Below are 23,121 nucleotides of genomic sequence, written 5' to 3'. Positions count from 1 at the left end.
GTGCGGTCATGGCGGACTGCTGGGAAACCCACCCGGGCGGCGAATCACTCAGGGCCGGCCTTTGCGGGTTTCCGGTGTGCGCCTCAGCTCAAGACGCAGGCTCCTGTGTCGACTGAAGCGTTGCTGACGCCGGCGGCTGCCAGCTCTGTGGCGACCTCGTCGAGGGTCAGTACATAGCCTGTGTCGTCGTCGGTCACGGCGGCGCCGAAGACGACGCCGAGTACCTGGCCTTCGGTGTCGACCAGGGGGCCGCCCGAGTTGCCGGCGCGGACCTGGCCGCGAACCGTGTAGACCTCGCGTTCGACGGTTCCGTCGCGATGAATCGTCGGGCCGGTGAGGTCCAAGGTTTCGCGGACGCGGGCCGCGCTGGCGGTGTACGGGCCACCGCCGGGGTAACCGAGGACGATCGCGCTCTCGCCGGAGGCGGCGGGCGTGGGTGCCAGCGGAATCACCGGCGAAGTCAGGCCGGGGACCGAGAGGACCGCGATGTCCTTTGACGGGTCGAACAGCACAACGTTGGCATCGAGCGGTCCGCGTGCGGTATCGACCGAGACGCTGGTAGTGCCGGCGACAACGTGTGCATTTGTCATCACGCGCTCCGGTGCTACGACGAAGCCGGAACCTTCCAGCGCGCGCTGGCAGCTCGGGGCGACACCACGAATGCGCAGCACACTCGGCTGCAACGAGGCGGCGACGGGGCTGGCCAGAACGCTCGGGTCGGGGGGTTCGACAGCGGCGATGGGTGCGCGGCCGAACGGTCCGATGACATCCGGAAGTCCGGAGGTGTTGAGCAGTTTGGAGAACTCGTTGGGCAGCTTGCGCAACCAGGCGGGGGCAACGGCGTTCACGTCGGCGAGCACCCGTGAACCGTTGATGGCGGCAGCCACACCTGGTTGGGAGGCCGTGGCCAGGGGCAATGCCATCAGCCAGGCGGCGACCAGCACCGTGAGCGCCTGCAGCACCGCGCCGACACCGCTGTCGACACTGCGCGCGAACGGATGCCGGATGCCGGAGCGGGCGGCCCGGCCGAGGACCATGCCGGCGACCTCACCGACGATTACCAGCAGCACGATCAGCAGGATGCCGCCGAGTACCCGGCTGCGGCCCTCACTGAGGTGCTTGAGGATGTGCGGTGCGATCAGAATGCCCGCTACGGCACCGAGCGCGACGCCGAAGAACGCCAGCGCCGAGGCCACCGCCCCTTGCCGCCACCCGGTGGACGCGGCGACCAGCGCGATCAGCACCACCGCGATATCGAGCCACACCGAGGCGCTCATGCCTGCGCCTCGCAGACGTTCGGCTCCGACATGACCGCGATGGCAGCTGTGCCGATGTGCCGCGCGCTCACAGGGTCATTCCGACCGCAGCCAGCGAGCTCTCCAGATCACGCACGTCGCCCCGATCCCAGTCTCGTTCCCACCCAGCAGTTTTGATGATGCCGGCGAGGATACCGCCGGTGAGCCCCCACACCAGCATGCCGTCGACCTGGAAGGCGGGACTCTGGTAGCCGAGACTGCCACGCACCATGAATCTGTGTGCGGGATCTAGTAATTCGCTCAGCGGAACCCGGACCACCCGTTCGGTTTCGCCCTGGTCGACGACCCGCACCTCGCTCGGCTCCCGCCACCAGGCCAGCACGGGGGTGACGTCGAACTTCGACGGCGGTACGAACAGGGTGGGCAGGGTCGCGAAGGGCTGCACGCCCGACGGGTCGAGGCCGGTCTCCTCCACGGCTTCGCGCAGTGCGGTGCCGACCGGGCCGTCGTCGCCGGGATCCTCGGCGCCGCCGGGGAAGGCGACCTGGCCGCGGTGCTGACGCATGGTCGAGGCGCGCTGGGTGAGCAGCACCTCGGCGTCGGCGGGTGGTGCGCCGGGGCCGCCGTCGGCGGAGCCGCCGAACAGCACGAGTACCGCCGCTCGCCTCGGTTTGCCGGTGATCGACATGGCGCGGCGCAGGGCGCGGGAGGTGGCGAGGGTGTCGTCGGCGTCGGGGCCGCCGTGCCTCGTCGCCGGGTGGAGCCAGGCCGGAATCCCGGAGTCGTCCAGTCTCGCCACACCGTTCACGCTGTCATCCTCTTCGCCTGCCACCACACAACGCTGTCTGTCATACCGTGATACCGAGCTTCGCGGCGACCGTATCGGCGATGTCGGTCACGTCGGCGAAGGTTCGCACCTCCACACTCGCCACGCTGCCATCCGCGCGCAGCAACACCGAAACCGGGAGTACCGGCGGCGCGCCGACCGCGCCGCGCACCGCGGCCGCCGGGTCGGAAACGCCGGGCAAGGTGATGCCCAGACCGGTGAGCCGGGCCAGCGCCTTGGCCTCGTCGGGATCGCTGTGCACAGTGAGGACGGTGAGCGCCGAACCTGCACGCTGCGCGAATTCCTGCAGGTGAGGAAGCTCGGTGGCACAGGGACCACACCAATAGGCCCAGAGATTGAGAAGCGCGGGCTTGCCCGCGAGGGCGGCGGCCAGGTCGGCTCGGGTCCCGTCGGCGAGGCAGCCGACGGTGAGCCCGGCCAGCGGCCCTGAACCCGACGTGCCGGGGGCTGCGACGGGACAGGCTGTCAAACCGGCGGCGGCACGTTCGGCGGCCGACACGCCCGACTCCTGTTGCGAAGTTTTGCGAGTTTCGGTGGAGCCGGAATCCTCGCGCGGCCACAGCGCGACCGTCGCCGCGACGACGAGGATCAGTGCGGCGAGCACCCAGCGAACGCCGGGGCGGGCGAGCGGGGACGCCTCGCTCACAGCCCGGCCAATTCCAGCAGGTGATCGCGCTCGGGCCCCTTCACCAACTCGGCGGCCACGGCGGGATCGGTGGGCCCGGCACCGAAGGAGGGGCAGTCGTTGGACAGCACGCACGCGCCGCAGGCCGGTTTGCGCGCATGGCACACGCGGCGGCCGTGGAAGATCACCCGGTGCGAGAGCATCGTCCAGTCCTTGCGCTCGAACAGTTCGCCGACCGCGTGCTCGACCTTCACCGGGTCTTCCTCCGCTGTCCACCCCCAGCGGCGCACCAACCTGCCGAAATGGGTGTCGACCGTGATACCCGGCACATTGAAGGCGTTGCCGAGGATGACGTTGGCCGTCTTGCGCCCGATGCCGGGCAGCTTCACCAGTTGGTCGAGGGTGTGAGGCAATTCACCGTCGTATTGCTCCACCAGCGCCTGACCCAGACCCATCAGCGCGCTGGTCTTGTTGCGGTAGAAGCCGGTGGGCCGGATGAATTCCTCCAGCTCCACGCGGTTGGCCTCGGCATAGTCGCGGGCGGTGCGGTACTTGGCGAACAGCGCGGGAGTGGTGAGGTTCACCCTGACGTCGGTGCACTGGGCCGACAGGATCGTCGCGACCGCCAATTCCAGCGGAGTCGTGAAGTCGAGCTCGCAGTGCGCGTCCGGGAAAGCCTCGGCGAGCGTGCGGTTCATCCGGCGGGCACGACGGACCGTTCCGATCCGCGTTTCCGCAGCTATAGCGCGATTCTTGCGTTTGCGGGCCGCCGTGATCCCGGTGGTCACCGGCACCGGAACGGCGTCGCCTGCGGCGGCGGTTGCGGGGGAAACGGGCACCGCACCACCATACGGAACCGGTCCGACAACATTGCGCGACCGAGTTGGGCACCTGTGTTCCATCTGAGACCTGGACCGTGTTTACTGCCTGTCATGCAAGGACTCGCTGTGGTGCTCTTCCCAGTGCTGTTGATGCTGTTCGCGCTGGGGATGGAGCGGGTCGAGAATCGGCTCCGCAAACTTCTCGAACCCGATGAAGAGGTTCAGCAGTACCTGGACAACGCCAGCAACGCCGAAGTGAAAGAACTGACCAAGCTCGGGCTTCCCGCCGCGGTCGCGCGGGTGCGCAAGCGCCGCGCACGGACCCCGGACATGGACGTCGCCCGGGCCAGCTGAACCATCTCCTCATTCCCCGTCGACACAGTGTCGCGGCTAGCGCAATCCACTCTTTACGTGGTGTCTGTCACTGTGCTGCCGTAATGCCGCGTAGACTGCGCTGTTGGTCGATTCGCTCGACCAGGTTCGCAAGCCATATCCCATAAGGAGCACATTCGTGGACGAGGCCCTCGCCAGAGCAGGCATCTTCCAAGGCGTCGAGCCCACCGCGGTGGCCGCGCTCGCCAAGCAGCTGCAGCCCGTAGATTTTCCGCGCGGCCACGTCATCTTCAACGAGGGCGAACCCGGCGATCGGCTGTACATCATCACGACGGGCAAGGTGAAGATCGGCCGACGTTCCCCCGACGGCCGGGAAAACCTGCTGACCATCATGGGTCCGTCCGACATGTTCGGTGAACTGTCGATCTTCGACCCGGGTCCGCGTACCTCGACCGCAACCACGGTCACCGAGGTCCGCGCCGTCACGATGGACCGCGACGCACTCAAGTCGTGGATCGATCAGCGTCCCGAGATCGCTGAGCAGCTGCTGCGCGTGCTTGCCCGACGCCTTCGCCGCACCAACAACAACCTCGCCGACCTCATCTTCACCGACGTGCCCGGCCGTGTGGCCAAGGCGCTGCTGCAGCTGGCACAGCGTTTCGGCACGCAGGAGGCCGGTGCGCTGCGCGTGACGCACGACCTGACCCAGGAAGAGATCGCCCAGCTGGTCGGTGCCTCGCGCGAAACCGTCAACAAGGCGCTCGCCGACTTCGCACATCGCGGTTGGCTGCGTCTCGAGGGCAAGAGCGTGCTGATCTCGGATTCGGAGCGTCTCGCGCGTCGCGCGCGCTGACGTCCGGCGATTCGTCTGCCGTCCCGGTACGGCGGTCCGCTGCGTGTGGCTCATGAGGATGAGGGCCTCGTCCACACCACGGCGGTTCCGTCATGCCGGGACTTCGGCGTTGCCGCATGCGACCTGATCGCCGGCACGTGCGGTGCCGGCGATCAGGAAGCGGTCAGCCCTTCTCGGCCCGCAGGTATTCCAGCTGGGCCCGCACCGAGCTCCGCGCCGCGGGCCACAGGCGTTTGTCCACGTCGGCGTACACCTTGCGGACAACCGCGAGAGCGCCCGCGTCGGAGCCGAGTTCCACCAGCGCCGCCCGGACCTGGTCGAGCCGTTCGCGACGGTGGTTCAGGTAGTACCGCACCACCGGCTCGGCATCGGGGTGATCCGGACCGTGGGCGGGCAGCAGCGCCTTGCCCGCGCCGTGCTCGAGCAGCAGCTCCAGCGACGACAGGAACGCGGCGAGCGCACCACCCGACGATTCGAGCACCGTTGTGCCCTGGCCGAGCACCGTGTCACCGGTGACGACCGCGTCGTCGAGCAGGAAACTCACCGAGTCGCCGGTGTGTCCCGGCGTCGCCAGCACGGTGATCCGCAGCCCCGCCGCCTCGATGACCTCACCGTCGGCCAGCGGATTCACGGTGCCGCGCAGGTACTTCGGATCCACCGCCCGCACCGGCGTCCCGGTGGCTTTCACCAGGTGATCGATGCCGCCGGTGTGGTCGGGGTGGTGATGGGTGATGAGGGTGAGCGCGATGCGCCCACCGGTGGCCGCGACGATGTCGGCGGTGTGTTTCTTGTCCTTCGGGCCCGGATCGACGACCACATAGTCGTCGCTGCCGGGTCCGCGTAGCAGCCAGGTGTTCGTCCCGTCGAGCGTCATCTGGGACGGGTTGTCGGCCAGCAGCACCGACGCGGTCGGCGTAACCGGCCTGACCTGGCCGTACGCGGGATGTTCCAGTGCCATGACGGCTACCTATCCGACCTCGACGATCAGTTCCACCTCGACGGGCGTGTTCTTGGGCAGTTCGGAGACGCCGACGGCCGAGCGCGCGTGCACGCCCGCCTCGCCGAACACCTCACCGAGGAACTCCGAGGCACCGTTGATCACGATCGGCTGATCGGTGAACCCCGGTGCGGAGGCGACGAAGCCGACGACCTTCACGATCCGAACGACCTGGTCGAGCCCGACCAGATCGTGCACTGCGGCGAGCGCGTTGAGCGCGCACAGCCGCGCGGCCTCCTTGGCCTGCTCCACATCGACCTCGGCGCCGACCTTGCCGACCGCCGACAGTTCACCGTCGACGAAAGGCAGCTGACCGGAGGTGTACACCAGCGAACCGGTGCGGATCGCCGGGATGTAGGCCGCGACGGGGGCGGCGACCGGCGGCAGGGTGACCCCGAGCCGGTCGAGCGCGTCCTTCCACGCGGTGGCCACGACTACTTCCGCCGCTTCAGGTAGGCGACGTGCTGTTCGCCGGTCGGTCCGGGCAGCACCGTGACCAGCTCCCAGCCGTCGGCGCCCCACTGATCGAGGATCTGCTTTGTCGCGTGCGTCAACAGCGGCACGGTCGCGTACTCCCACAGGGTGACTTCACTCATGGTGTGAGTTTAGGGCTCACCCCGACCATCCCCGCGAAACGGGTTATAGGCTCGGCGACGTGGGAGCACCAACAGCAGAGCCGGTTTCCTCGGTTCCCGAGCCGACGACCGGGTGGCCAGAGCGCGCGGTCAAGGCCCGTTTGCATTACGTGACAGGCAAGGGCGGCACCGGCAAGTCGACGGTTTCGGCCGCGCTCGCCCTCGCCCTGGCCGCAGGGGGACGCAAGGTGCTGCTGGTGGAGGTCGAGAACCGCCAGTCCATCGCGCAGCTGTTCGACCGGCCGCCGCTGCCACCCACCGAAACCCAGATCGCCACCGCCGACGGTGGCGGCGAGGTGGTGGCGCTGGCGCTGGACACCGAGTACGCCTTCCTCGAATACCTCGACATGTTTTACAACCTCGGTTTCGCGGGCCGGGCGATGCGCCGGATGGGCGCCATCGAGTTCGTCACCACCATCGCGCCCGGTCTGCGCGATGTGATCCTCACCGGCAAGATCAAGGAATGCGCGGTGCGCGTCGGCAAGGACGGCAAGCCCGCCTACGACGACATCGTCGTCGATTCGCCGCCGACCGGGCGGATCGCGTCGTTCCTCGACGTCACCCAGGCGATGGCCGAGATCGCCAAGGGCGGCCCGATCGCCTCGCAGGCCGAGGGCGTCTCCAAGCTGCTGCATTCGGATCAGACGATGATCCACCTGGTGACGTTGCTCGAGGCGCTGCCGGTGCAGGAGACCGCCGACGCGGTCGCCGAACTCACCGCGAACGATCTGCGCATCGGCACGGTGATCGTCAACCGGGCGGCCGCCGGTCAGCTCGAGCCCGCCGACCGGGTCGCCGCCGTCCGCGGTGAACTCGACACCGCCGCGATCGCCGCCGGTCTCACCAAGGCCGGAATCACCCTGTCCGACAACGATTTCGCCGGCCTGATCACCGAAGCGACCGACCACGCGACGATGCTCACCGCCCAGGACGCGAGCGCCGCCGAACTGGCCGAGGTCGATGTCCCCCAGCTGCACCTGCCCGCGCTGAGCGACGGCATGGATCTCGGCGGGCTCTACGAACTGGCCGAACAGCTATCCGCGCAGGGAGTGCGATGAACGACCGTGTGCCCACCCCGCCTCCCCTCGATGTCGCCGAGATCATCGCCGACCCGCAGGCCAAGGTCATCGTGTGCTGCGGTTCCGGCGGTGTCGGCAAGACGACGACCGCCGCGTCGATCGCGTTGCGCGCGGCGGAGGCGGGCCGCAAGGTCGTGGTGCTCACCATCGACCCGGCGCGCAGGCTCGCCCAGTCGCTCGGCGTCGCCGAACTCGACAACTCACCACAGCGCGTGGAGCTGGGCCCCGAGGTGCCGGGCGAACTGCACGCGATGATGCTGAACATGCGCCGCACCTTCGACGACATGGTGCTCGAGCACACCAGCCCCGAGAAGGCCGAGCAGATCTTCGCCAATCCGATCTATCAGACGGTGGCGTCGTCGTTCGGTGGCACGCAGGAATACATGGCGATGGAGAAGCTGGGGCAGCTGGCCGCGCGCAAGGAGTGGGACCTGATCGTCGTCGACACCCCGCCCTCGCGCAACGCGCTCGACTTCCTCGACGCGCCCAAACGGCTCGGCACGTTCCTCAACGGGAAGATGATCCGGCTCATCATGGCGCCGGGTCGCGGTGTCGGCCGGTTCGTCACCGGGGCGATGAGCCTGGCCATGCGCGGGGTGTCGACGATCGTCGGCGGGCAGATGCTCAAGGACGCCTCGACATTCCTGCAGTCGCTCGAGTCGCTGTTCGGCGGCTTCCAGGACCGGGCCGAACGCACGTTCGCGATGCTGGCCAAGCCGGGCACCCACTTCCTCGTCGTCGCCGCGGCCGAGCCGGACGCGCTGCGGGAGGCGTCGTTCTTCGTCGACCGGTTGTCGACCGAGCAGATGCCGCTGGCCGGTCTGGTGCTCAACCGCACGCATCCCGTGCTGACGAGCCTGTCCGGCGATCACGCGCTCACCGCCGCCGATCAGCTCGCCGACACCGAGCCGCTCACCGCGTCGGTGTTGCGCATCCATGCCGAGCGGGTAGCCACCGCCAAACGGGAGCAACGGCTGCTGCACCGGTTCACCGGGGCGCATCCCAAGGTCCGGATCGTGTCCGTGACCGCGCTGCCGTTCGAGGTCTCCGACCTCACCGCCTTGCGTGCGGTCGGCGATCAGCTGACCGGCAAAGTCGCTTCCTAATCAGACATATCGGCTATCGCTTGCTTCGGCGGTAGTACCCGCCAACGGCGCCGATCCCGCAAATCCAGCGGTCTCGGCGCCGTTGTGGTATCCGCCGTGTCAGATGGCCACTTGGTGCTGGCGCTGAGCCTGGAAGAAGTCGGCCCAGGAGGTCACATCGGGGTGCTGCTTGAGCAACGCTCGTCGCTGGCGTTCGGTCATGCCGCCCCACACGCCGAATTCCACCCGGTTGTCGAGGGCATCGGCGCCACACTGCATCAATACCGGGCAATGACGGCAGATCGTGGCCGCCTTGCGCTGCGCCGCACCGCGCACGAAGAGCTGATCCGGGTCCACTTCCTTGCATCGCGCCTGGGCAACCCAAGCGATCCTTGCCTCGGCCTGCTCTACATCCAGTCGAGCGATGGGGGTTGTGATGTGCATTTGATGTGCCCCTTTGCAGTCCGAACACCGTTGTGCGGCGCTCCAGAATCGCGAGCGCGGATCACAGCAACCCAACTACCGCTGCGTTCCGCACCACATTCCACTTTGAGTGTTAGCTCTATCACACTGGGTTCTCAATCTAGGTAAAGGTATGGCCGTTACGCAAGACCGGCCGCCGATTTTTTGGTACGGGCGTCCATTCAAATCGCGTGTCGACGCGGCAGCGGCGCTGTTCACCGGCGTGCCCGGCCGCGACACGCCGATGTGATCATTTTGTTGACACGCCCGAGCAACCCCCCTGGCACCGGGCGGACAACTGACGTCGGCCAGCAGACCGTGTCCCTCGACACGCCACCCTTTAGTCTGGACCGGTGCCGATCACTCAAACGCTTGCGAGGCTGGCCGGCAGCTGCGCGCTGGCCGCCGTGCTAGTCGCCGGGCTGTTGTTCCCCTTGGCCGGTGGGTTCGGGTTCATCTCCAACCGGGCCGCCGATGCCGTCGACAACGTGTCAGCCGAGCTGGTGGAGGGCACCGTCCCGGCTGTCTCGACGATGGTCGACGCCAGCGGGGCACCCATCGCCTGGCTCTACGAGCAGAGACGGTTCGAGGTGCCGAGCGATCGGATCTCGAACAACATGAAGCTGGCGATCGTGTCCATCGAGGACAAGCGCTTCGCCGACCACAAGGGTGTCGACTGGCAGGGCACGCTGCGCGCGTTCCTGACCAACACGTCCTCCGGTGAGGTGCAGCAGGGCGCCTCGACGCTGGATCAGCAGTACGTGAAGAACTTCAACCTGCTCGTCGTCGCCAAGACCGACGCCGAGCGGCGTGCCGCGATCGAGACCACCCCCGCGCGCAAGCTGCGCGAGATCCGGATGGCGCTCACCCTCGACCGCGAGCTGTCCAAGGACGAGATCCTCACCCGCTACCTGAACCTGGTGCCGTTCGGCAACGGTTCCTACGGCATCCAGGACGCCGCCCAGACCTACTTCGGTGTGGACGCGGCCGATCTGAACATCACCCAGTCGGCGATGCTGGCGGGCATGGTGCAGTCCAGCTCGAAGCTGAATCCATACACCAACGTCCAGGGCGTCACCGACCGCCGCAACACCGTGCTCGACACGCTCATCCAGAACATCCCGAGCCGGGCCGAGGAGTTCCGCAAGGCCAAGACCGAACCGCTCGGCGTGCTGCCCGAGCCCAAGGGGCTGCCGCGTGGCTGCATCGCCGCCCAGGACAAGGGTTTCTTCTGCGATTACGCCCTGCAGTACCTGGCCGAGTCGGGCATCAGCCGCGAACAGATCGACAAGGGCGGCTACCTGATCAGGACCACCCTCGACCCGGTGCTGCAGGAATCGGTGAAGCGGTCGGTCACCGAGCACGCGCCGCCGGATCTCAAGAACATCGCCGAGGTCATGTCGGTGGTCTCCCCCGGTCAGGACGCCCACCACGTGCTGGCGATGGCGTCGAGCCGCACCTACGGCCTCAACCGCGACGCCAACGAGACGCTGCTCGGCCAGCCGTACTCGCTGGCCGGTGACGGCGCGGGCTCGATCTTCAAGCTGTTCACCACCGCCGCCGCCATGGAGAAGGGCCTCGGCATCAACGCCCAGGTCGACGTGCCGAGCGTGTACGCGGCCAAGGGCATGGGCTACAGCAACTCACCCGGCTGCCCCGCCGACTCCTGGTGTGTGAAGAACGCGGGCAACTACCCGGGTTCGATGTCGGTCACCGACGCGCTGGCCACCTCGCCGAACACCACGTTCGTCAAGATGATCCAGGACGTCGGCGTCTCCGCCGCGGTCGACATGGCCGTGCGCCTCGGCATGCGCGCCTACACCCAGCCCGGCACCTCCGGGCACGGCAACACGAGCCTGGCCGACCACATCAAGAACAACAACATGGGTTCGTTCACCCTCGGCCCGTTCGCGATCAACCCGCTCGAGCTGTCGAATGTGGCCGCCACGCTCGCCTCGGGCGGCAAGTGGTGCCCGCCCTCGCCGATCCGCGAGGTGATCGACCGGCAGGGCAAGACCGTGCCGCTCACCCAGCAGGCCTGCGAGCAGGTGGTCGACCCCGGTCTGGCCAACACCCTGGCCAACGCCATGAGCAAGGACGACACCTCCGGTACCGCCGCCGCGGCAGCCCGGGCCAACGGCTGGAACGCGCCGATGTCCGGCAAGACCGGAACCACCGAAAGCCACCGCTCCTCGGCCTTCCTCGGTTTCACCAACTCGCTCGCCTCGTCGGTCTACGTGTACGGCGACAGCCCGACCCCCGGCGAGATCTGCTCGTTCCCGCTGCGCAACTGCGGCGCGAGCGACGCCAACGGCCTGTTCGGTGGTAACGAGCCCGCCCGCACCTGGTTCGGCGCGATCAAGCCGGTGATGGACCGGTTCCCGCCGCCCGCCCTGCCGCCGCTGGACGACAAGTACGTGCGCGGCGCGAACAACTCCCAGGTGCCGGACGTGGCGGGCAAGTCGCAGGGCGAGGCCACCTCGATCCTGGTCGGCGCCGGTTTCCAGGTGTCGGCGGTGACCAGCCCCGGCTCGCAGCCCAAGGGCACGGTGATGGGTAGCTCGCCGAACGGTTCGGCCATTCCGGGTTCGGTCGTCACGATCTACATCAGTGACGGGTCGGTCCGGGTGCCTGCGCCGACCACGCCGCCCCCCGCCGCGCCGCCGCCGGCCATCCCGGGTCTGCCGCAGATTCCGCGTCTGCCACCGATCCCGATCCCGGTGCCGCGTTAGAACACGACAAGGGCCGCCGTCCAGTCCGGACGGCGGCCCTTGTCGTTCGGTTCTACAGGCGCGACTTGACCGCCGCCGACAGCCGCGAGCCGTCGGCCCGGCCGTTCGCGAGTGCCGTCGCGGCCTTCATGACCTGACCCATCTGCCGCATTCCGGGCCGCTCACCGAGTTCCTCGGCGACCTGGGCGATGGCGGTATCGGCCACCTCGGCCAGCTCCGCCTCGGTCAGCTGCGTCGGCAGGTACTCCTCGATGATCGCTTCCTCGGCGCGCTCGTTCGCGGCCAGTTCACCGCGGCCGTTCTGCTCGTAGACCGTCGCCGACTCGTTGCGCTTCTTGGCTTCCTTCTGCAGGACAGCCACCACATCGGTATCGGACAGTTCGCGCGCCTGCGTTCCGGAGACCTCGGCGTTCTGGATCGCGGCGAGCAGCATCCGCAGGGTCGACAGACGCAGTTTGTCCTTGGCTTTCATCGCGGAAGTCATATCCGCGCGCAGCTGTGCTTTCAGTTCCGACATGGGGTCACGGTAGCCCGAACGCCCGAAAACTCCCATCACATTTCGACACCGACAGATACATCCGGGTGAAATTCCCGACTCTTGTGCGGAAACACACGCGCCGATCCGGGAGGAGGTCACCTATGCTGGGCAAATGCCCGTTATCTCGACGACCGCTGTCCGCCGAACCGCGTTGGGAGCCGCCGGGGCCGCCGTCGCAGGCATCGGTTACGCCACTCTGATCGAACGGAACGCGTTCGTCCTGCGTGAGGCCACGATGCCGGTGCTCGCACCCGGGTCGCCGACCCTGCGCATTCTGCACCTCAGCGACCTGCACATGATGCCGGGTCAGCAACTCAAACAGCAGTGGCTGCGCGAACTCGACCGCCTCGAACCCGACCTGGTCGTGAATACCGGTGACAATCTTTCCCACCCCAAGGCCGTGCCCGCCGTTGTGCAATCCCTCGGTGCGCTGCTGGCCCGTCCCGGCTTGTTCGTGTTCGGTTCCAACGACTATTTCGCGCCGGTTCCGAAGAATCCGCTGAAGTATTTCGACAAGGATCATCGCCGCGTCTACGGTGACCCGCTGCCCTGGCAGGATCTGCGCGCCGCGTTCACCGAACGGGGCTGGCTCGACCTCACCCACACCCGCCGCGACCTCGAAGTCGCGGGCATCCGCGTCGCCACCGCGGGCGTCGACGACCCGCACCTGCAGCGCGACCGCTACGACACCGTGGCAGGCGCGCCGAACCAGTTGGCGCAGTTGAGCATCGGCCTCACCCACTCCCCCGAGCCGCGCGTGCTCGACCGTTTCGCCGAGGACGGTTACGACCTGGTGCTCGCCGGTCACACCCACGGCGGTCAGCTGGTTGTGCCCGGTTACGGCGCGCTGGTCACCAACTGCGGTATCGACAAGTCGCGGGTGAAGGGCCCGTCGCAGTGGGGTGCGCACACCCAGCTGCACGTGTCCGCCGGCATCGGCACCTCCCCGTGGGCGCCCTACCGCTTCTGCTGCCGCCCCGAAGCCACCCTGCTCACGCTGGTCGGCGCGCCCCCGAAGCGTCCGGCCGCCGATGCGGGACACGGCATCTCGGCCTCGCAGGCCGTCGCCCGCTAAGGTCGTCCCCCGAACGATTCTTGTCTCGAGGGGGCGGCCGTGAGTGCATCCGACGATCCGAACCTGTCCGGCGACCCCGGCGCCCACACCGCCGATCCCACGGCGGTGTGGGCGCCGGGCGGCACTGGTCTTCCGCCGACCTTGCGGTGGGACGGGTCCGGGCCGCCGCCCGGGCTGCCGGATCCGACGCCGTGGAATCCGGCTGGGCCGCAGGTTTGGCAGGATCCCGGTGCACATGACGCGACTCAGGTGCGTTCCGCGGATGTGAATCCACCGGTGGGTCATCCAGGGGTGTCGTCCTCCGTGCCAGGTGGTCAACCTGTTGCCGGACAACAGTTTCCGAACCCATGGGGGCCACCGATCGGGAACCCCGGACAGACGAACGTTCCGGGACAACCGGCTGCGAACCAGGTAGGGCCTGGTGGGGAACCTCATCAAGGGCAGTGGGGTGTGCCCGGCGGCGCAGGACAACCGCTTCCGAACCAGGTGGGGCCGGGCGGGCAACCGAATCCATGGGCAGCGCCCGGCGGGCAGCATTGGAGCGCCGGGCAGCCTCCCGCGCAGTCGCAATGGGGCGCACCAGCATTCGGGGCGCAGCCGAACGCGCAGTGGAATCACGGTGCGGGACAGGCCGGCTCATGGGGACAGCAGCCCGTGCAGAAGTACGGGGAGGTTCCACCGCTCGAGCATTACGGGGTGCAGCCTTATGGGCAGCCCATTCCCGGCGGGCCAAAATCCGGTGGGAAGGCTTGGGTTTGGGTGGCTGCGGGTGCGGCGGCGCTGCTGCTGGGCGGAGTCGCGATCACGGCCGTCGCGTTGTCCGGTGACGAGGCATCCTCGACGGCAGGCACCAGCACTCCATCGATGGTCAGCGCCCTGACCACTTCACCGGCCCCGCCGTCGACCAAGCCGAAATCCACGACACCCTCGCCGACGGGTGCGGCAGCCGGCAAGACCCCGCTCATCGAAGGCTACCAGGTCGTCGCCGCCCCCGACCGCGGCGCCGCCTACGACGTCCCACCCGGCTGGAAGGTCGCGACCGAAACAACCATCGGCGGCGTCGGCGAACCGCCCGGCGACACGGTGATCGGCAAGGGCTACGCCACCGACGGCCGCGACTACTGCCCCGGTTCCACCCGAACCATGTCCCTGCTCACCGGCTCCAAACAGACCGACCACGCCGCGGCAGGCGCCGAACTCGGCACCAAGGCGGCCCGCCTCGCCTACGGCGGCGCCACCGGCACACCCCACCCCGCCGAACCCCTCACCTCGATCGACGGCACAACCACCGGCATGTTCACCGAAACCACCGGCACCGCCCCCACCCCCACACCCGGCTGCGCCCCCACCTTCGCCATCTACACCTACGCCTTCAAAGGCACCAAAGACGGCAGCTTCGTCATGGTCATGATCGCCGACACCGGCGTCCCCGACGCCATAGACCCCGCGACCGCCAAACGGATCTTCAGCTCCATCCGCGCCCTCTAACCCCACCTGACCAGCCAATTTAACGTTTCACACCCCAACGTTGTAAGCTACTTCAGGTTCGCCTCACGGGGTGTGGCGCAGCTTGGTAGCGCGCTTCGTTCGGGACGAAGAGGTCGCAGGTTCAAATCCTGTCACCCCGACGTGTTGGTTGAGACACCAAAAAGCCTCTGACCTGGTTTTCCTGGTCAGAGGCTTTTTGCATGGGGCGTCTTCTCCCCTTTGGCGACTGGGGCGAGTTACCACGTTCGAATTCGGTGGTGTTCAGGATCGGCACGTGCTGTGATTCGGAGCATGAGCAGATTCGCGGAGGTCATCGTGTTGGCCTTGGATGCTTGCGAGGTCATGGAACCACTGACCCGTGACGACGAAAGCCGGAGCTGGCGAGGCCGTTTCGTGCCGATCGACAGCCAGTGGCCCGGTTCCTTCGTCATCGGCTGGGCCACCGAATTCGAGCGGATGCGACCCCGGACAGGACTTTTCGCGTACCTCGAGGCTCTGCCCTGGCCCCGCCCCGAGAGCGTTCAGGTATTGATCCACGACGAGGAGGACAGTTGCTTCGGCCTGTGGATGCTCGAGGAAGGAAAGCTGGTCGAAGTCGCGCTTCCACAGACGCGGCGCTACCACCTGCCGGCTCCACCGACCGACGAATTCCCACCCAGCCCGGGCGTCCTGGTGCGGACTGACAAAATCGGCCACGACCAGCTCCAGCAGACGCCGGAAGCCGAGCGCGATCAGCGGCGAGCTTGGTAGCGGACGTGCGTTCCGGATCCGGTCAGCGGCTCGATCCGGTACTTGTGAAGATTGGAGTGCTCGGGTGTCACATGCCATTACCGCGCTGGTGCTGAACGGTTCGCATGACGGCGAGGCGGCGGGCAGGTGGGATCTGGTGCCGGTGGCTTTGGGTGGCGGTCTGACGTTGTTCCATGTGACGCACTACTACACCGCCTACTGGCAGGAGAGGCTCGGCGTCACGGGGCATTTCGAGTTCAGATCGAGCGCTGGGCTGGTGTTTACCACCGAGAACGTTGTTCGGGTGGTCGCGGCCGATCTGGTCGGCCGACCGGATCCGACCTTCGCCCTGGTGGCCACGGAATACTTTGCCGGGGTGGGCGACCAGGCTGCGGCCGTCTGTGAGCATGGTGGTTCGATCCGGCAGGTGGCGACCATCAACGACGCGCTGCGCGTTCTGGGCGTCGTCGCCGCGGCGGGTCTGGACGAGTTCGACACGGTCGGTCTGGCAGCCCACCGATCGACGCCGGACTACCTGGATCGTTACGAAGATCTCTGTGATGAGCTCGGCGTTTGAGATGATCGCCGTCCGGCACCCGTGCTGAATACCCGGCTATTTATCGGTGCCTTCGGCGTCGACGGCGGTGCGGCCTTGGCGGTCGGCGGGGTTGGGCCACCAGACTGTGATGGCGGTGATGGCTACCAGGCTCAGGATGAGTGCCAGGATCGCGGTCGAGTTGTTCATGGGCCCTCCTCTGTGAGAAGGGTGCGCTCGGTGTGTGTCGGTGGGGGGTACGGGGGTGTTGAGGGGTGGTTGAGAAGTGCTCTCGGTGGGGTGGGGCGGGTGGTGAGGTGTGAGGAAGGGATAACGTGGTGCTTACTTTCTGTCACTTGATAGAAATTCGGGGTGCCTAGCGTATACAGGCATGTCGACAAGGGTGGGTACCGCGGGGGAATCGCTGCGTGACGTGGTGTATTCCACCTTGCGTGGGGAGTTGATGAACGGGGATATCCGGTTCGGGGAGCGGCTCACCGAACCGAAGCTTTCGGCGCGGTTCGGGATGTCGCGGACGCCTGTGCGGGAAGCGTTGACGATGCTGTGCTCGGACGGGCTGCTCCAGCGGGAGGAGTTCGGGTTCAGTCCGGTGCGGCCGAGTGTCGCGCGGATTCGGGATCTGTACGAGCTGCGGCTCACCCTCGAACTCGGCGGGATGACCCGGATCATGGACAACCCGGACCTCACCCACGACGAGGGGGGCTTGCGGGCCGAACAGCAGCGCTGGCTGGCCCTGCAGGCCGACCCGCCCGCCAAGGAACCGGGGTTCGTCGTGGTCGACGAGGAATTCCACGTCGCCCTGCTGACCGCGGCGGGCAATGCGGAACTGGTGCGCGCGCTGGTGGCGGTGAACTCCCGGATCCGGCATGTGCGGATGTACGACTTCATGATCAACAACCGGATCGAGACGACGATCAGCGAGCATCTCGGCATCCTCGACGCCGTGTTCGCGCGGGACCTTCTCCGCGCACATCGGCTGCTGCACACCCACATCGGTGATTCGCTCGATGTCGTGCTCGAGCGGATCTCGCGGGCGATCGCCGCCATGTCCATGAGCGAATAGAGGAACCGATGCCCGAATCCCCCACCACCCGGGTCGCCGCCGCTTATCAGCGGATCGCCGAGGTCGACAGGCCGGAAGTCTGGATCACATTGCGCCCGCAGAGCGAACTCGACGCCGAGGCACGCGCATTGGAGCGAAGGCTCGCCGACGGCGCCGAGCTCCCGTTGGCGGGCCTGCTCCTCGCGGTGAAGGACAACGTCGATGTCGCGGGACTGCCGACCACCGCCGCGTGCCCCGAGTTCGCCTACACGCCGACCGAAACCGCCTCGGCCGTGCGGCGACTGACAGACGCGGGCGCACTGATTCTCGGCAAAACCAACCTCGACCAGTTCGCCACCGGCTTGGTCGGCAGCCGCAGTCCGTACGGCGCGGTCCGCCACGCCGAACATCCCGAAATGGTCTCCGGCGGTTCGAGTTCCGGCTCCGCCGTCGCAGTGGCCCTCGGCATCGCCGATATCGCGATCGGCACCGATACGGCCGGTTCGGGCCGTGTCCCGGCCGCCTTCCACGGCATCGTCGGGATCAAGGCGAGTCTCGGCATCATCCCGGCCCACGGTGTGGTTCCGGCCTGCGCCGACTACGACGCCGTCACCGTCTTCGCGGGCACGCTCGACCTCGCCGTCACGGCCGCCGCGATCATGGCGGGCCCGGATGCGCGCGATCCACGCAGCCGCACCTGGCCCGCGGATGTCCCCTTGGCGGGCACCCGAAAACTTGCCATCCCCCACGACCTCAGCCCGCTGAGCACCGAATACCGCGCAGCTTTCGCCGAAACAGTTGCGGCCCTGCGCAATCAGGGCATCCAGATCACCGAGGTGGACATCACCCCACTACTCGACGCCGCCCGCCTCCTCTACGACGGCGCCATCGTCGCCGAACGCTATGCGGCGGTCGGTGAATTCGTCGACAAAGGCGCGAAGGGCCTGGACAAGACCGTCGCCGGCATCATCAGTGCGGCAAAGCATCTGGATGCTCATGCCTTCGCCACAGACCTCGACACCCTCGCCAATATCCGCGCACAGGCCGAAGCCCTACTCGCCGACTACGACGGCCTGCTCCTGCCGACAACCACCGAGCACCCCACCATCGCGGCAGTGCAGGCCGATCCGCTGACGATCAACCGCCGCCTCGGCACCTACACCAACTTCTGCAACCTCCTCGACCTCGCCGCCGTCGCCGTCCCCGGCGCCACGACAACCGACGGCCTCCCCTTCGGCGTGATGGTGGTTGTCCCCACCTTCGCCGACCAGATCGCCGTCGACCTCGCCGCACTCGTCACCGGCACCCCAGCGCCCCTGCTGGTGACAACCGGTGTGCCCCTAGCCGTTTTCGGCGCCCACCTGCGCGGCCAACCCCTGCACTGGCAGCTGGAAGACCTGGGCGCCCGCTTCGCAGGCGAGATCACCACCAGCGACGCCTACCGCCTCACCGCCCTGGACACCACCCCGCCGAAGCCGGGCCTGGTCCGCCACGGCGACGGCCTCGGTGCCCCCATCGCAGGCGAGCTGTTCCTGCTCTCCCCCGGCGCACTCGGCCGCTTCCTCGCCGACCTACCCGCGCCCATGGCCTTGACGAGCATCGAATTATCCGACGGCACAACAGTTGTGGGCTTCGCCTGCACCTACGACGCGGCCGTGGCCGCCACCGACATCACGCGCTATGGATCTTGGCCACGGTATCTGCGGGAACACTGATCCCGAGTTCGGCGAGCAGACCCGTCACGCGGCGGCCGATATCGTCGCGGATGGGTCGCACCTGCTCCACCTCGAGACCGGCGGGGTCCTCGATGATCCATTCCTCGTAGCGCACGCCGGGAACCAGCGGGCAGGTGTCACCGCAGCCCATGGTGACGATCACGTCGGCGGCGCGGATGATCTCGTCGGTCCACGGCTTGGGGTATTCGCGGGAGATGTCGATCCCCACCTCGGCCATCGCGGCGACCGCCGCCGGATTGAGCTGCCCACCGGGCACCGATCCGCCCGACCAGGCCACGGCGCGGTTCAGGGCGAGCGCCTCGAAGTAGCCGAGCGCCATCTGGGATCGGCCCGCGTTGTGGGTGCACAGGAACAGCACGGTCGGCCGCGGCTTGGCCACCTTGCCTTCGATCTTGGCGACGGCGTTCAGGCGCTGGGCGGCGAACCGCTCGGCCAGCAACGGCAGATACAACGTCACCGTCGCTCGTGCCGCGAAATCCTCGTAGGAACTGTGGAGGAACTGGTGGATCGTCGCCGGATCGAACATTGTCGCGAACTCTTCACGCAACCGTTCTTCGGCACGATCAAGGGCATCGGAGTGCTCGGTTATGTCGACCACTCCTCAACCCTTACCGCACTGTCCACGTAACGCAAACGACCGGGCCGCTCACCCCTCGTCGACCGGCCCGGCCGATATCCTCCTGTGACACCCCATCGGAAGCGGCTTCGGTTGTAGTCCTCGGTGTGGTTACCGTCGGCAGTTCGTCTTCAGCGTCTGGAAGAGCCACCCTCCGGCTACACCGCCGGGTCCGGCTGATCACCCCTCGAGACCTGCCGGACCCGGTTGCTCCCGGTGCCCGAGAAAAGAATGCGACCTGGGTCTCTAGAGGTTCTTAAGAACAACTTGTCGGTTCTCGGCGAGAATGGAAGGACCGAAGAGATGGAGTACGACGATGGAGACGATGATCGTCTGGTTGCTGGCGAGCCTGCTGTACTGGTTCAGCAACTTCTGACACGCACAACGGCGCGGAGCCGAACAGCTCCGCGCCCCGAGCTCCTCGGGCAGTGAGCAGCGTCACCACCCGGATCCCGGAATAGTTCGCGGGGCGCACCGGTTGAACATCACTGTCGGCGTCCGAACAGCCCCGGGCCTCACCCCTTTGTCGCTACGAGCGACCACTCGCCGAGAGGCGCTTGTGGGGCGTCGACACCCTGACCGGATCGTCCCACGCGATCCGTTCGACTCGCGAACGCCGCCAGGTCACCCTCATCGACCTGGCGGCGTTCGTCGTTTCTCGGGTCGCGCCGGTGACCGCGATGCTCGACGATGGTTGCCTACGAGCGACCACTCGCCGAGAGGCGCTTGTGGGGCGTCGACACCCTGACCGGATCGTCCCACGCGATCCGTTCGACTCGCGAACGCCGCCAGGTCACCCTCATCGACCTGGCGGCGTTCGTCGTTTGTCGGGTCGCGCCGGTGGCCGCGATGCTCGACGATGGTGTCCATGGAGCTGACGCGGGGTCTCGGTCTGCGCGACTGTGTGGTGATCGGGCTCGGCGCCATGATCGGTGCCGGGGTGTTCGCCGCGCTCGGTCCCGCCGCCGGTGCGGCCGGGTCGTGGATGCTGCTCGCCCTGGGCATCGCGGCCGTCGTCGCCTATTGCAATGCCCAGTCCTCGGCCCGGCTGGCCGCGCTCTATCCCGTGTCGGGCGGGACGTACGTGTACGGACGGGAGCGGCTCGGACCGTTCTGGGGCTACCTGGCCGGCTGGGGGTTCGTGGTCGGGAAGACCGCCTCGTGTGCGGCGATGGCGTTGACGGTCGGCAGCTACGCGTGGCCCGAACACGCGCACGTGGTCGCGGTGGCGGCGGTGGTCGTCATCACGGGCATCAACTATGTGGGTGTGCAAAAGTCGGCGCTGGCCACGCGGGTGATCGTGGGGTCGGTGCTCGCCGTGCTGGCGGCCGTTGTGGTGGCCGGGATGGGCGGGAACCATTCGGCGGCAGTCGTTCTCGACTCCGAGATCGGTCCGTACGGCGTGCTGCAGGCGGCCGGGCTGCTGTTCTTCGCCTTCGCCGGATACGCGCGCATCGCGACCCTCGGCGAGGAAGTACGCGACCCACAACGAACCATTCCGCGTGCGATCATGCTGGCGCTCGCCGGTGCCCTCGCGGTGTACACGCTGGTCGCGGTGGCCGCCCTGCTCACGCTCGGCTCCGGCGGACTGGCCGCCGCGCACGACCCGCTCGCCCGCGTCGTCGAGGCCGCGGGTGCCGGGTGGCTGGCGCCGGTGGTGCGGGTCGGGGCAGTGCTCGCGGCAGCCGGTTCGTTGATGGCGCTGATCCTCGGCGTCTCGCGCACCACGCTGGCGATGGCGCGCGACGGGCACCTGCCCGCCACCTTGGCCGCCGTCCATCCGCGCTATTCGGTGCCGCACCACGCCGAACTCGCCGTCGGTGCGGTGGTCGCCGTGCTCGCGGCGACCGTCGACCTGCGCGCCGCCATCGGGTTCTCCTCGTTCGCGGTGCTCGCCTACTACCTGATCGCCAATCTCTCGGCCGCCACCCTGAGCACTGCCGAAAACCGTCCGGCGCGGTGGGTGCCGGTGGTCGGTGCGCTCGGCTGTGTGGTGGTCGGCTTCTCGTTGCCGATCGGCTCGGTGCTGGCCGGACTCGCGGTTCTCGCCCTCGGCGCGGCGGTATATGGAGTGCGGCGGAACATACCCGCGGGTTAGGGGCCTCGCTTTACGGGTTACGGCGCCGCGAGCGAACTAACCTCGAATTATGCGAATCAGGGGTGTTCTCGCAGGGGTATTCGTCACGGCGCTGGTATCGGCGACGCTGTTCGCCGCCCCCGCCCAGAGTGCACCGACGACCACGTGCGAGGTGACCTCCGCCCGCGACCTGGAACGCGCCGAACCCGAAGCGGTCGGCCTCGATTCGGCGAAACTCACCGAGGCACTGCAGTTCGCGGCCACCCGCAACCGGCTCAATGTGCAGGTGTTCCGGCACAACTGCCTGGTCGGCGAGGGGTTGCGCAATCATGAGACCGGCAAGGTGGCCTGGAACATCTGGAGCGTCACCAAATCGGTGACATCCATGCTCGCCGGAATCGCTTCGGACCAGGGAAAACTCGCCATCGACGCCCCTATCGACCGCTACCTGCCACCTGGTCTCGGCGATGCGACGCACCGGTCGATCACCGTGGAACACCTGCTCACCGAAACCTCCGGGATGAAGGTCGGTGTGCTCACCGAGGGCATCACCGCCGTGGTGCCGGTCGACCCGAACAGCGCGGTGCAGGCGCTGGCCGTCCCGCTGGCGAACCCGCCGGGCACGGCGTTCAGTTACAGCCAGCGCAATGTCGACTTGCTGTCGTATGTTATCGAATTGGCGGTCGGCGAACCGCTGCAGCAGTTCGCGCAGCGCGAGCTGTTCGACCCGCTCGGCATCCCCGCCTCCGACTACTACTGGGCGCGTGACCGTTCCGGGCACACCTACGGCTACGCCCACCTGATGCTGCCGCCCGACGACCTCGCCAAGGTGGGCCTGCTCGTCGCCAACGACGGCCGCTGGGGCGCCGAGCAGGTGATCTCGGCCGACTACCTGCGCAGAGCGCGCACACCGTCGAAGCAGAACCCCTGCTACGGCTACCTTTTCTGGGTGGGCGCCGGGTGCAACGAGTCACCCGAATTCCTGCCGGACAATACGTTTTTCATGTCGGGCCTGGCCCTGCAGAACGTCTTCTTCCTGCCCGAGCTGGACATGATGGTGATGTGGACCGGTGCCTTCGGCAACATCTCCGCCTACGGCCCGAGCGGCATCCTCGCCCACGCCGAGGAACTCCCCCACGAATTCTTCCGCCGCCTCTTCGCCGCCGTCACCGACGCCCCCGTCCCGACGCCCGCCCCCTACGTCGAACCACCCCTGAACTTCGACCCGAAATCCCTGGTAGACGCCGAAATCCTGTTGGCCGTCTTCGGCATCGGCCCCGGCGCCTACCCCGGCTGCACCGTCTTCAACTGCCTCAACCAACCCCTCGCCGCCCCCTTCGCCAGCATCCCCCCAGGCTGCGCCATTCTCGCGTGTGTGGGTAACGACCCCCGAACCCCCGGCATCCGCTGACCGGTCCGTCCACACCGCACCACCCAAGTCCGCCATGACCGCACTCCCAGCCCGCGTGGCACCACTCGAGTCCGCCACCTACCGCACTCCCAGCCACACGGCACCACCCAAGTCCGCCATGATCGCAC

At 67.7% G+C, this 23,121-nt stretch carries 24 protein-coding genes and 1 tRNA gene; 14 read left to right on the top strand and 11 right to left on the bottom strand.

From position 1 onward, the window contains the following. Window positions 1-83: 83 nt before the first annotated feature. From NCO8_RS15850 to nth, 4 genes are all read right to left on the bottom strand, one after another. A complete protein-coding gene (locus tag NCO8_RS15850; RefSeq protein ID WP_067640474.1) occupies window positions 84-1,277 on the bottom strand; it encodes a MarP family serine protease in 1,194 nt (397 codons plus the stop codon). Window positions 1,278-1,344: 67 nt separating this feature from the next. Continuing rightward, complete coding sequence (locus NCO8_RS15845; RefSeq protein ID WP_376739947.1) at window positions 1,345-2,088, bottom strand: NUDIX hydrolase; 744 nt, start codon at window positions 2,086-2,088, stop codon at window positions 1,345-1,347. A 16-nt stretch (window positions 2,089-2,104) separates the two neighbouring features. Further along, window positions 2,105-2,749, bottom strand: a complete 645-nt coding sequence (locus NCO8_RS15840; protein WP_067640472.1) for a TlpA disulfide reductase family protein — start codon at window positions 2,747-2,749, stop codon at window positions 2,105-2,107. Continuing rightward, window positions 2,746-3,426 carry an endonuclease III gene (nth, locus tag NCO8_RS15835; RefSeq protein ID WP_157104938.1) on the bottom strand — a complete coding sequence of 227 codons (681 nt, stop codon included), beginning with the start codon at window positions 3,424-3,426 and terminating at the stop codon, window positions 2,746-2,748. The genes NCO8_RS15840 and nth overlap by 4 nt, the downstream gene beginning before the upstream one ends. 234 nt (window positions 3,427-3,660) lie before the next feature. Between nth and NCO8_RS15830 the strand changes: the two genes are divergently transcribed. Continuing rightward, window positions 3,661-3,903 (top strand): hypothetical protein, encoded by a 243-nt coding sequence (locus NCO8_RS15830; protein WP_067640470.1) that lies wholly within the window; start codon window positions 3,661-3,663, stop codon window positions 3,901-3,903. Between the two features lie 157 nt (window positions 3,904-4,060). Continuing rightward, entirely contained in the window at window positions 4,061-4,735 is a 675-nt protein-coding gene (locus NCO8_RS15825) for a Crp/Fnr family transcriptional regulator (protein ID WP_040703546.1), read from the top strand. A gap of 163 nt (window positions 4,736-4,898) precedes the next feature. Here the strand turns inward: NCO8_RS15825 and NCO8_RS15820 are convergent, their stop codons facing one another. From NCO8_RS15820 to sp36, 3 genes are read right to left on the bottom strand one after another with little or no spacing between them, the layout of a single operon-like run. Continuing rightward, complete coding sequence (locus NCO8_RS15820) at window positions 4,899-5,693, bottom strand: MBL fold metallo-hydrolase (RefSeq protein ID WP_067640468.1); 795 nt, start codon at window positions 5,691-5,693, stop codon at window positions 4,899-4,901. A 9-nt stretch (window positions 5,694-5,702) separates the two neighbouring features. Beyond that, window positions 5,703-6,164 (bottom strand): RidA family protein, encoded by a 462-nt coding sequence (locus NCO8_RS15815; RefSeq protein WP_067494498.1) that lies wholly within the window; start codon window positions 6,162-6,164, stop codon window positions 5,703-5,705. 2 nt (window positions 6,165-6,166) lie between these two features. Then, window positions 6,167-6,328, bottom strand: a complete 162-nt coding sequence (gene sp36 / locus NCO8_RS31365) for a Sp36 family protein (protein ID WP_110038224.1) — start codon at window positions 6,326-6,328, stop codon at window positions 6,167-6,169. A 59-nt stretch (window positions 6,329-6,387) separates the two neighbouring features. Here sp36 and bagA point away from each other — a divergent pair, with 59 nt between their 5' ends. Both bagA and bagB read left to right on the top strand, forming a co-directional pair. After that, complete coding sequence (gene bagA / locus NCO8_RS15810) at window positions 6,388-7,425, top strand: ATPase BagA (protein WP_067640466.1); 1,038 nt, start codon at window positions 6,388-6,390, stop codon at window positions 7,423-7,425. Then, window positions 7,422-8,552: an ATPase BagB gene (gene bagB, locus NCO8_RS15805; protein ID WP_067640464.1), complete on the top strand. Its 1,131-nt coding sequence runs from the start codon at window positions 7,422-7,424 to the stop codon at window positions 8,550-8,552. The genes bagA and bagB overlap by 4 nt, the downstream gene beginning before the upstream one ends. Before the next feature lie 99 nt (window positions 8,553-8,651). Here bagB and NCO8_RS15800 read toward each other — a convergent pair whose 3' ends face one another. Then, the gene (locus NCO8_RS15800) at window positions 8,652-8,975 is read right to left on the bottom strand and encodes a WhiB family transcriptional regulator (protein WP_019044565.1); all 324 of its coding nucleotides are present in this window, start codon (window positions 8,973-8,975) and stop codon (window positions 8,652-8,654) included. Window positions 8,976-9,346: 371 nt separating this feature from the next. On the opposite strand from NCO8_RS15800, the gene NCO8_RS15795 reads away from it, so the two are divergent. Next, complete coding sequence (locus NCO8_RS15795) at window positions 9,347-11,725, top strand: penicillin-binding protein (protein ID WP_067640462.1); 2,379 nt, start codon at window positions 9,347-9,349, stop codon at window positions 11,723-11,725. A 52-nt stretch (window positions 11,726-11,777) separates the two neighbouring features. Here NCO8_RS15795 and NCO8_RS15790 read toward each other — a convergent pair whose 3' ends face one another. Beyond that, window positions 11,778-12,242, bottom strand: coding sequence for a GatB/YqeY domain-containing protein (locus tag NCO8_RS15790; RefSeq protein WP_067494932.1), 465 nt, complete (start codon window positions 12,240-12,242; stop codon window positions 11,778-11,780). A gap of 133 nt (window positions 12,243-12,375) precedes the next feature. Between NCO8_RS15790 and NCO8_RS15785 the strand changes: the two genes are divergently transcribed. From NCO8_RS15785 to NCO8_RS15765, 5 genes are all read left to right on the top strand, one after another. Then, on the top strand, window positions 12,376-13,338 hold the full coding sequence (locus tag NCO8_RS15785) for a metallophosphoesterase (RefSeq protein WP_067640460.1): 963 nt from the start codon (window positions 12,376-12,378) through the stop codon (window positions 13,336-13,338). Between the two features lie 759 nt (window positions 13,339-14,097). Then, window positions 14,098-14,826, top strand: a complete 729-nt coding sequence (locus NCO8_RS15780; protein WP_067640458.1) for a DUF8017 domain-containing protein — start codon at window positions 14,098-14,100, stop codon at window positions 14,824-14,826. Between the two features lie 66 nt (window positions 14,827-14,892). Beyond that, window positions 14,893-14,966, top strand: a tRNA-Pro gene (locus tag NCO8_RS15775). 202 nt (window positions 14,967-15,168) lie between these two features. After that, window positions 15,169-15,576, top strand: a complete 408-nt coding sequence (locus NCO8_RS15770; protein WP_218022670.1) for a hypothetical protein — start codon at window positions 15,169-15,171, stop codon at window positions 15,574-15,576. 64 nt (window positions 15,577-15,640) lie between these two features. Beyond that, window positions 15,641-16,132, top strand: coding sequence for a hypothetical protein (locus tag NCO8_RS15765; protein WP_067640454.1), 492 nt, complete (start codon window positions 15,641-15,643; stop codon window positions 16,130-16,132). Window positions 16,133-16,168: 36 nt separating this feature from the next. Here the strand turns inward: NCO8_RS15765 and NCO8_RS32780 are convergent, their stop codons facing one another. After that, the gene (locus tag NCO8_RS32780) at window positions 16,169-16,300 is read right to left on the bottom strand and encodes a hypothetical protein (RefSeq protein WP_281201981.1); all 132 of its coding nucleotides are present in this window, start codon (window positions 16,298-16,300) and stop codon (window positions 16,169-16,171) included. Between the two features lie 181 nt (window positions 16,301-16,481). Here NCO8_RS32780 and NCO8_RS15760 point away from each other — a divergent pair, with 181 nt between their 5' ends. Both NCO8_RS15760 and atzF read left to right on the top strand, forming a co-directional pair. After that, window positions 16,482-17,174, top strand: a complete 693-nt coding sequence (locus tag NCO8_RS15760; protein WP_067640452.1) for a GntR family transcriptional regulator — start codon at window positions 16,482-16,484, stop codon at window positions 17,172-17,174. A gap of 8 nt (window positions 17,175-17,182) precedes the next feature. Beyond that, window positions 17,183-18,868, top strand: a complete 1,686-nt coding sequence (gene atzF, locus NCO8_RS15755; RefSeq protein WP_067640450.1) for an allophanate hydrolase — start codon at window positions 17,183-17,185, stop codon at window positions 18,866-18,868. Here the strand turns inward: atzF and NCO8_RS15750 are convergent. Next, a complete protein-coding gene (locus NCO8_RS15750) occupies window positions 18,825-19,487 on the bottom strand; it encodes an arsenate reductase ArsC (protein WP_067640448.1) in 663 nt (220 codons plus the stop codon). The two genes, atzF and NCO8_RS15750, sit on opposite strands and share 44 nt — an antisense overlap. An 877-nt stretch (window positions 19,488-20,364) precedes the next feature. Between NCO8_RS15750 and NCO8_RS15745 the strand changes: the two genes are divergently transcribed. Continuing rightward, on the top strand, window positions 20,365-21,603 hold the full coding sequence (locus tag NCO8_RS15745) for an APC family permease (protein ID WP_067640446.1): 1,239 nt from the start codon (window positions 20,365-20,367) through the stop codon (window positions 21,601-21,603). Window positions 21,604-21,652: 49 nt separating this feature from the next. Next, window positions 21,653-22,993, top strand: coding sequence for a serine hydrolase domain-containing protein (locus tag NCO8_RS15740; RefSeq protein WP_067640444.1), 1,341 nt, complete (start codon window positions 21,653-21,655; stop codon window positions 22,991-22,993). Window positions 22,994-23,121: the final 128 nt, after the last annotated feature.

This window comes from Nocardia coubleae NBRC 108252, from assembly GCF_001612805.1.
Lineage (GTDB): Bacteria > Actinomycetota > Actinomycetes > Mycobacteriales > Mycobacteriaceae > Nocardia > Nocardia coubleae.
This window is presented reverse-complemented; position numbering and strand designations above follow the sequence as displayed.